General features: G+C 66.8%; 4 protein-coding genes. All 4 read left to right on the top strand.

What is annotated here, in order from left to right:
* Window positions 1-19 precede the first annotated feature (19 nt).
* The 4 genes from ACIPIA_RS08135 (at window position 20) to ACIPIA_RS08120 (ending at window position 6,574) form a co-directional block, all read left to right on the top strand.
* A complete protein-coding gene (locus tag ACIPIA_RS08135) occupies window positions 20-1,057 on the top strand; it encodes an ABC transporter substrate-binding protein (protein ID WP_400508383.1) in 1,038 nt (345 codons plus the stop codon).
* Between the two features lie 229 nt (window positions 1,058-1,286).
* Window positions 1,287-3,506 (top strand): ABC transporter permease, encoded by a 2,220-nt coding sequence (locus ACIPIA_RS08130; RefSeq protein WP_400508380.1) that lies wholly within the window; start codon window positions 1,287-1,289, stop codon window positions 3,504-3,506.
* Complete coding sequence (locus tag ACIPIA_RS08125; RefSeq protein WP_400508382.1) at window positions 3,500-4,567, top strand: ABC transporter ATP-binding protein; 1,068 nt, start codon at window positions 3,500-3,502, stop codon at window positions 4,565-4,567. The genes ACIPIA_RS08130 and ACIPIA_RS08125 overlap by 7 nt, the downstream gene beginning before the upstream one ends.
* Before the next feature lie 279 nt (window positions 4,568-4,846).
* Window positions 4,847-6,574: a Na/Pi cotransporter family protein gene (locus ACIPIA_RS08120; RefSeq protein WP_400508379.1), complete on the top strand. Its 1,728-nt coding sequence runs from the start codon at window positions 4,847-4,849 to the stop codon at window positions 6,572-6,574.
* Window positions 6,575-6,619 lie beyond the last annotated feature (45 nt).

Here is a 6,619-nt window from a genome sequence, read left to right as displayed (position 1 = left end):
TTCGATCAGGGAGGTTATCATGCATTCGAAATCCTGGCTCAGGGCCGGCCTCTTCGCCGCTCTTGCCACCGCGGCCTTCGCCGCCACGCCCGCCCGGGCCCAAGGCTCGCTCGTCATGTATTGCGGCGTCCAGGAGGAATGGTGCCGCGCCATGTCGAACGCCTTCGAGAAGGAGACGGGCGTCAAGGTCGCTATGACCCGCAAGTCGGCGGGCGAGATCTATGCCCAGCTCAAGGCCGAATCCTCGAACCCGCGCGGCGACATCTGGTGGGGCGGCACGGGCGACCCGCATCTGCAGGCGGCGGAGGAGGGGCTGACCCTCGAATATGAATCGCCGAAGAACAAGGAACTGCATGGCTGGGCGCTCGACCAGTGGAAGGCGGCCAAGCAGCGCTCGGTCGGCATCTATGCCGGCGCGCTCGGCTTCGGCTTCAACACGGAGCAGATCAAGTCGAAGGGCATCCCCGAACCGAAATGCTGGGCAGACCTGCTCAATCCCAAGCTGAAGGACGACGTCCAGGTCGCCGACCCCAACTCCTCGGGCACCGCCTACAACCTGCTCGCCACCGTCGTGCAGCTGATGGGCGAGGAGAAGGGCTTCGAATATCTGAAGCAGCTCCACAAGAACATCAGCCAGTACACCAAGTCCGGCGCCGCCCCGGCCAAGGCTGCCAGCCTCGGCGAGACCGCCGTCGGCATCGTGTTCATCCATGACGCGGTGGTCTTCGCCGTGCAGGGCGACCCGATCAAGCCGGTCGCGCCATGCGAGGGCACGGGCTACGAGATCGGCTCGATGTCGATCGTCAAGGGCGCGCGCAATCTCGACAACGCCAAGAAGTTCTATGACTGGGCGCTGACCCCGGCGGCCCAGGCGCTCGCCGCCCCGGCGAAATCCTATCAGGTTCCGTCCAACAAGGCCTCGCCGGTCCCCGCGCAATCGCCGAAGATGGATCAGATGAAACTGATCAACTACGACTTCGTGAAATACGGCTCCTCGGCCGAGCGCAACCGCCTGCTCGCCAAGTGGGACAAGGAAGTCAAGGCGCTGCCGAAGTAGGGCGCGTCTTTCGAGCGTGTTTCCGGACGATCTCGGAAACACGCCGTCATCCCGGGCCTGGCCCGGGAACCATGCCTGAACCTCCGCCGGCTAGCTCCGGCATCGATCCCGGATTTCCGCTTCGCTGCGTCCGGGATGGCTCTGGAGGCTCGGGTGCAGGACCAGGACTGGGCCGTGAAAGCCGGGGCAACCGGTTCCGGCCGATAGGAAATGTGAGGGCAGGGCAACCATGGCGCCAGCGACGCGACTCGTTCTGCTGATCGGCTGGCTCGGCTATGCGCTGATGCCCTGGTATCTCGTCGAGGGCATGAGCCTGACGAGTTGGGGCTGGCTGGCGGAATATCCGTTCGGCAAGGCCGGCAGTGCGCTCGCGCTCGCCCTCTCCGGTCAGACGCCCTGGCTCCTGCCGGTCGGCATCGCGCTGGCCGCGGTCACGGTCTTCTGGGGCAGCCAGGACCGCCAGCGCACGGCGGCCGTGCTGCTCTGGGCCGGTGCGCTCGGTCTGCTGCTGTTCTTCGCCCAGGCCTTCGCCATCGTGCTCAAGGATCAGGGCATCTCCTGGCTTGCCGCGCTGCTCGGCGGCGCCGGGGCCTCCCAGCGCGGCATCGGCGGCGGCGCCTTCGTCACTCTGCTTTCGCTGCTCTTCCTGCTCTGCCACGGTCTTGCCTATCGCGGGGTCTGCCGGGGCGACCTCTTCACGGTCTCGACGATCGGCCTGATCATCCTGCTGATCGGCGTCTTCATCTTCTTCCCGGTCGCGATCATCCTGAAGAGCGCGCTCGTCGACCAGAACGGCGCCTTCGCTCCCGGCGCCTTCGTCGAACGCTTCCTCGATTCCTCGATCTGGGGGCTGGGCTGCGTCACCAGCAACACCAATTGCGGTGTCGCCTGGAACACGCTGATCCTGGCCGTTCTCTGCGGCGTCATCACCACCCTGCTGGGCCTGGCCTGCGCCCTGCTGATCCTGCGCACGGGCATGCCGGGCAAGCGGGTGATGCGGGCGCTGACGGTGCTGCCGATCATCACCCCGCCCTTCGTCATCGGCCTCGCGCTCATCCTGCTCTTCGGCCGGGCCGGCGCGGTCTCGACGCTGCTCTATGAATGGTTCGACATTCCGCGCTCGCGCTGGCTCTACGGCCTTCCCGGCGTGCTGCTGGCGCAGGTGCTCGCCTTCGCTCCGATCGCCTTCCTCGTCCTGATCGGCGTGGTCCAGGGCATCAGCCCGAGCCTGGAGGAAGCCTCGCAGACGCTCGGCGCCAAGCGCTGGCAGACCTTCCGGACGGTGACCTGGCCGCTGCTCAAGCCCGGCATCGCCAACGCCTTCCTGCTCGGCTTCGTCGAGAGTATGGCCGATTTCGGCAACCCGCTTGTCCTCGGCGGCAATTTCGAGGTGCTCTCGACGAAGATCTTCTTCGCGGTCGTCGGCGCCTCCTACAATCAGGGGCAGGCGGCGGTGCTCGCCATCGTGCTGCTGGCCTTCACGCTGGGGGCCTTCTGGGTGCAGCAGCGCTGGCTCGGCGGCAAATCCTATACGACCGTGACCGGCAAGGGCGATGCCGGCCTGCCGACGCCGCTGCCGCGCCGCATCACCTGGCTCTCCGCTGCGGTGATCGTGCCCTGGGTCGCGCTGACGGTGGTGATCTACATCGTCATCCTGGTCGGCGGCTTCGTCCGCAACATGGGCCGCGATTTCACGCCGACGCTGCAGCACTACCTCACCGGCTTCGCCATCGATTTCAGCAACGGCATCTACTTCCAGGGCTCGGCCTGGCCGTCGTTCTTCACCACCGTAAAGGTCGCGGCGATCTCGGCGCCGCTGACGGCGGTGATCGGCCTGCTCACCGCCTATCTGCTGACTCGCCAGCGCTTCCGGGGCCGCTCGACGCTGGAATTCGCGACGATGCTCTCCTTCGCCATCCCCGGAACGGTGCTCGGCGTCGCCTATATCCTCGCCTTCAACGTGCCGCCGGTGGAGATCACCGGCACGGGGCTGATCCTCGTCATCGCCTTCGTCTTCCGCAACATGCCGGTCGGCGTCCGCTCCGGCATCGCCGGTCTGTCGCAGATCGACAAGAGCCTGGACGAGGCCTCGACCACGCTGCGCGCCCGCAGCTTCACCACGCTGTGGCGCGTCGTGCTGCCGCTGCTGAAGCCTGCGCTGGTCTCGGCGCTGGTCTACAGCTTCGTCCGCTCGATGACGGCGGTCAGCGCGGTGATCTTCCTGGTCTCGGCCGAGTACAACCTTTCCACCGCCTATATCGTCGGCCGGGTGGAGGCAGGCGAATTCGGCCTCGCCATCGCCTATTCCTCGGTGCTGATCGTCTTCATGGCGCTCGGCATCGGCCTGATCCAGCTCGGCGTCGGCGAGCGCAAGCTCGGTCGCCGCAAGCTCATCCCGCTGTCGAGTTCGGCCGCCGAGCCGCTCAAGCCAGGAGTCGCCGCATCGTGAAGGCCGGACCCGCTTCCGTCGAGTTCCGCAACGTCTCCATGCGCTATGGCGCGGTGACGGCGGTCGACAACGTCAATTTCACCATCGAGGCCGGCCAGCTCGTCACGCTGCTCGGCCCCTCCGGCTGCGGCAAGACCACGACCTTGCGCATGATCGCCGGGCTCGAGATCGCCAGCGAGGGCCAGATCCTGATCGGCGGCAAGGACGTGACCAAGCTTTCCGCCGCCGATCGCGACGTCTCCATGGTCTTCCAGTCCTATGCGCTCTTCCCGCATATGACCGTGCTCGAAAACGCCGCCTACGGCCCGACCGTCAAGGGTCTCGGCAAGGAGCAGGCGAGGCAGATGGCGCTGGAGAAGCTGGCGCTCGTCGGCCTGAAGGGCTTCGAGAACCGCTACCCGTCCGAATTGTCCGGCGGCCAGCAGCAGCGCGTCGCGGTGGCCCGCGCCCTCGTGCTGGAACCGCAGGTGCTGCTCTTCGACGAGCCGCTCTCCAACCTCGACGCGAAGCTGCGCCGCCGCGTCCGCGAGGAGATCCGGGAGCTGCAGCAGGACCTCAACCTGACCGTGGCCTATGTCACCCATGACCAGGAGGAGGCGCTCGCCGTCTCCGACCGCATCATCGTGATGTCGAACGCGCGGATCGCGCAGGAGGGTGCGCCGCGCGATCTCTACGAGCAGCCCTCCAACGCCTTCGTCGCGGACTTCATCGGCGACGCCAACCTGATCGACGTCACGGTCAAGGCGGTGTCCGACGGCCGCGCCGATGTCGGCATCGGCTCCACCACGGTCTCGCTGCCGGCACGCGGCCTCGGGCCCGGGCCCGCCAAAGTCGCGATCCGGCCGGAGGCGCTGCTGCTCGGGGCGAGCGGGCAGCCGGATGCGCTGCCCGGCACGATCCGCAAATGCGCCTATCTCGGCAATCACCTCGACATCATGGTCGAGACCGAGGTCGGCGAGCTCTTCGTGGTGCAGTACGGTGCCCGCGAACTGCTGGAGCAGGGCGCTCCGGTTGCGGTTTCCTTCGCAAAGTCGGGCGTGACGCTGATTCCGCCGGCCTGAGGGCCGACCGGAAAGATGCCGAGCCCCCATCCTCAAGCGCCATTCCCTCGGGAATGGCGTCTCGGAGGATGTTCCAGCTGGCTCGGATGCGCGCAGGAACATCCTTCGAGACGCCCCAATGGTGGCTCCTCAGGACGAGGACTGGGCTTCCAAACGGGTTACGCGAAATGCTGCCGCATTCTCAGCACTTTCAGGCGTTATTTCTGTTGAGTTGGCTAATCAAAAATTATTATATTTCGCAGACGATTAGCGCCTGAATCGGGGAAAGACTGCACGAAAATGGCCACGAGCGAGAGCGCAACCAATATCCTGATCCATCTTGCCGGCGGCGTCGCGCTGCTGATCTGGGCGGTCAGGTTGGTGCGAACGGGCGCGATGCGCGCCTTCGGCTCGCAGCTCAGGCGTGCCCTGCAGAGTTTCACCCGCAATCGCTTCGCCGCCTTCGGCAGCGGCGTCGCGGTGACGATGGTGCTGCAGAGTTCGACCGCGACGACGCTGCTGGTCTCGTCTTTCGCCGGGCAGGCGTTGATCGGCTCGGCCATGGCGCTGGCGGTGCTGCTCGGCGCCAATCTCGGCACGGCGCTCGCCGCCTTCGTCATCTCGATGGATCTCGGCTGGCTCTGGGGCCTCTGCATCGCCATCGGCGTCGCGATGTACCTGTCGAGCGAGGCGATGGAGCGCCCGCGCAATATCGGCCGCGTCCTCGTCGGCATCGGCCTGATCCTGCTCTCGCTGATCGAGCTGAACACCGCGGCCGCGCCGCTGGCGCAGTCGCCCACCTTCCGCGTCATTCTCGGCGCCATCGGCAGCGAGCCCCTGCTCGCCGTGCTCGTCGCCGTCGCCGCGACCTGGATGGTGCATTCCAGCATCGCGGTCATCCTGCTGGTCGCGACCTTCGCCGCCTCCGGCCTGTTTCCGCCCGCGACCGCGCTGACGCTGGTCATCGGCGCCAATCTCGGCAATGCGCTGATCCCGGTTCTCGACCAGCTTGGCGCGCCTGCGGCCCAGCGCCGCGCCGCCGTCGGAAACCTGCTGACGCGCCTGCTGCTGGCGCTCGCCGTGATCCCCTTCGTCGGCCCGCTCTCGGTCTGGCTCACCAGCCTGCCGATGGCGGGGCAGCGCTTCGCCATCGAGTTCCATGTCGGGCTGAATCTGGTCGGCGCGCTGGTCTTCCTGCCCTTCGTCGGGCCGATCTCGGCCATGGTCGAGCGCTTCATGCCTGGCAAGGAGGACAAGGCCGAGGCGGTCGCGCCACGCTATCTCGACCCCAATGCCCTCGACAGCCCGACCGAGGCGCTCGCCGGCGCGATGCGCGAGGCGCTCCGGCTGGGCGACCGCGTCGAGGTCATGCTGCGCGACACCATGACCCTGCTGGAGAAGGACGAACTCAAGCTCTCGCGCGCCATCGCCCAGGCCGATGACGGCGTCGACACCATCCACGAGTCGATCAAGCTCTATCTGGTCAAGGTCTCGCGCAACGAGCTGACCGAGGAGGAGAGCCGCCGCCTGTTCGAGATCATCACCCTGATCACCAATCTCGAGCATATCGGCGACATCATCGACAAGAACCTGCGCGAGCTCGCCGAGAAGAAGATCCGCAAGCGCTACACCTTCTCGCCGGAGGGGCTGGCCGAGATCCGCGATTTCCACCAGCGCGTCGCCTCGGCGCTGGCGCTGGCGCTCAACGTCTTCGCCACCCGCGACATCGTGCTGGCCCGCCAGCTCTTCGCCGACAAGGCGGCGATGCGCGAGGCCGAGCGACGCGCCACCGACAGCCATTTCCAGCGCCTGCGCTCGGGCCGGGCGGAATCGATCGAGACCAGCGCGATCCATCTCGACATCATCCGCGATCTCAAGCGCATCCACGGCCACATCGTCTCGATCGCCTATCCGATCCTCGAGAGCGCCAACGAGCTGCGCGAGAGCCGGCTGCGCGAGACCAAGGCGGCGGCCGGCCATCGCGAGACGCCGGCCGTGCTGATCCCCGCCCCGCATTCGGGTGGATAGGCGCTCCCGAAACGACGTTCGACGTCGCCTATTCCGCTTCCGCCG

This window comes from Allobosea sp. CER48 (genome assembly GCF_044752385.1).
GTDB lineage: Bacteria > Pseudomonadota > Alphaproteobacteria > Rhizobiales > Beijerinckiaceae > Allobosea.
This window is presented reverse-complemented; position numbering and strand designations above follow the sequence as displayed.

What these genes read in the sequence shown, in the direction of transcription:
- ACIPIA_RS08135 (WP_400508383.1), top strand. Translation starts at nt 20, where the DNA reads ATGCATTCGAAATCCTGGCTCAGGGCCGGCCTCTTCGCCGCTCTTGCC.
- ACIPIA_RS08130 (WP_400508380.1), top strand. Translation starts at nt 1,287, where the DNA reads ATGGCGCCAGCGACGCGACTCGTTCTGCTGATCGGCTGGCTCGGCTAT.
- ACIPIA_RS08120 (WP_400508379.1), top strand. Translation starts at nt 4,847, where the DNA reads ATGGCCACGAGCGAGAGCGCAACCAATATCCTGATCCATCTTGCCGGC.